1 protein-coding gene is annotated in these 1,313 nt (G+C 75.2%); it reads right to left on the reverse strand.

Annotated features, from left to right (window positions below; translation table 11 throughout):
• Positions 1 to 64 precede the first annotated feature (64 nt).
• On the reverse strand, positions 65 to 1,192 hold the full coding sequence (locus AOK16_RS24225) for a TIGR03364 family FAD-dependent oxidoreductase (protein ID WP_055474242.1): 1,128 nt from the start codon (positions 1,190 to 1,192) through the stop codon (positions 65 to 67).
• Between the last annotated feature and the right edge of the window lie 121 nt (positions 1,193 to 1,313).

The raw sequence follows: 1,313 nt of genomic DNA on the forward strand, positions 1-1,313 counted from the left end.
GTCGGCAGGGGTGTTGGCGCGTCGGCGGGTGGCGTCGGCGCGGGGGCGTCCTCGCGGGGGTGCTTCACAGCCCCGCGAGATCCGCGGTCTGCTCCGCCAGCGCGGGGGAGAGGGTCATGCCGCGCCCGCCGGGCCCCGTCACGAGCCAGGTCCCCTCGGCGACCTCGCGGCGGTGCACGAGCAGATCGGGTTCCGTGCACTGGGCGTAGATCCCGGCCCAGCGGCGGCGTACGGGCGGCAGCGGGCGGCCGAGGATGCCCTCGATGACCTGGCGCAGATGCCCGTACGGCTCCTCCGTCACGTCGAAGGGGAACGGCTCCTCGTACGCGTGGGTGTCGCCGATCGTCAGCGAGCCGTCCGCGCGCTGGACCATCAGCAGCTGCATCGCGTGCTCGGCGGCGACGGGCGGCTGCGGCTGGCCGGAGGTGAGGGCGTCCAGCGCGGGGCCGCGGTAGGCGGGGTAGTAGCGCAGGCTGTCGGCGTCGGCGATCGCCGTGGTCAACTGCTCGTCCAGCGGCTCGGTCTGCATCATCTGGAGGCGCACGCGGCGCACCGGCGGCTCGGGGTCCAGGATGCGGGTCAGCCCGCCCAACTGGGCGCCGGTGCACAGGAACACGGCGTCGCCGTAGTGGACCGCGCCGTGGTCGTCGCGCAGCGAGGGGCCCGCCACCTCGCGCACCTCCCGCACCTCGCGGCCGGGCAGCCAGGTGTAGCGGCCGGTCGCCGACAGCGAGGCGCGGACGGCGGGGAGGGTGACGCGGGGCTCGACGGCGGCGTCGCGCTCGCACCACAGGGCGCCGGCGAAGTCGCCGCGCAGAGCGGGGTTGACCGCCTGGGCCTCGGTCGCGTCCAGCAGTCTGGTGGAGCGCTCGGCGGCGTCCTCGCGGGCCGCGAACTCCTCGGCGACCGCTAGCTCGGCCGCGGTGCGCAGCACCGTCAGCGAGCCGCAGGCGCGGAAGCCGGTGCCGGGCACCTCGCGGCCGATCCGCTCCCACAGCTCCCTGGCCCGCAGCGCGGCGGCCAGCTCGGGGCCCTGGGCCCGGCCGCTGACCCACACCAGGCCGAAGTTGCGCACGGACGCCCCGCGGGCTTCGGGTTCCCGTTCCAGATGGACGACTTCGTGGCCGCGGGCGATGGCTTCCCGGGCGTGCAGGGTGCCGAGGATTCCGCCGCCGGCTATGACGATCCGCATGTCTGCGACTGTGCGGGGCGCGAATGGGGCACGCGTGGCCCGGCGGCGTCAGCCGAGTGAACCCGGCGTGACGTTTGGTCTGGACACGTTATCTTTTCGTGACATTGCGGGGGGTGGGGGG

The sequence above is a fragment of the Streptomyces pathocidini genome, from assembly GCF_001418495.1.
GTDB classification, from domain to species: domain Bacteria; phylum Actinomycetota; class Actinomycetes; order Streptomycetales; family Streptomycetaceae; genus Streptomyces; species Streptomyces pathocidini.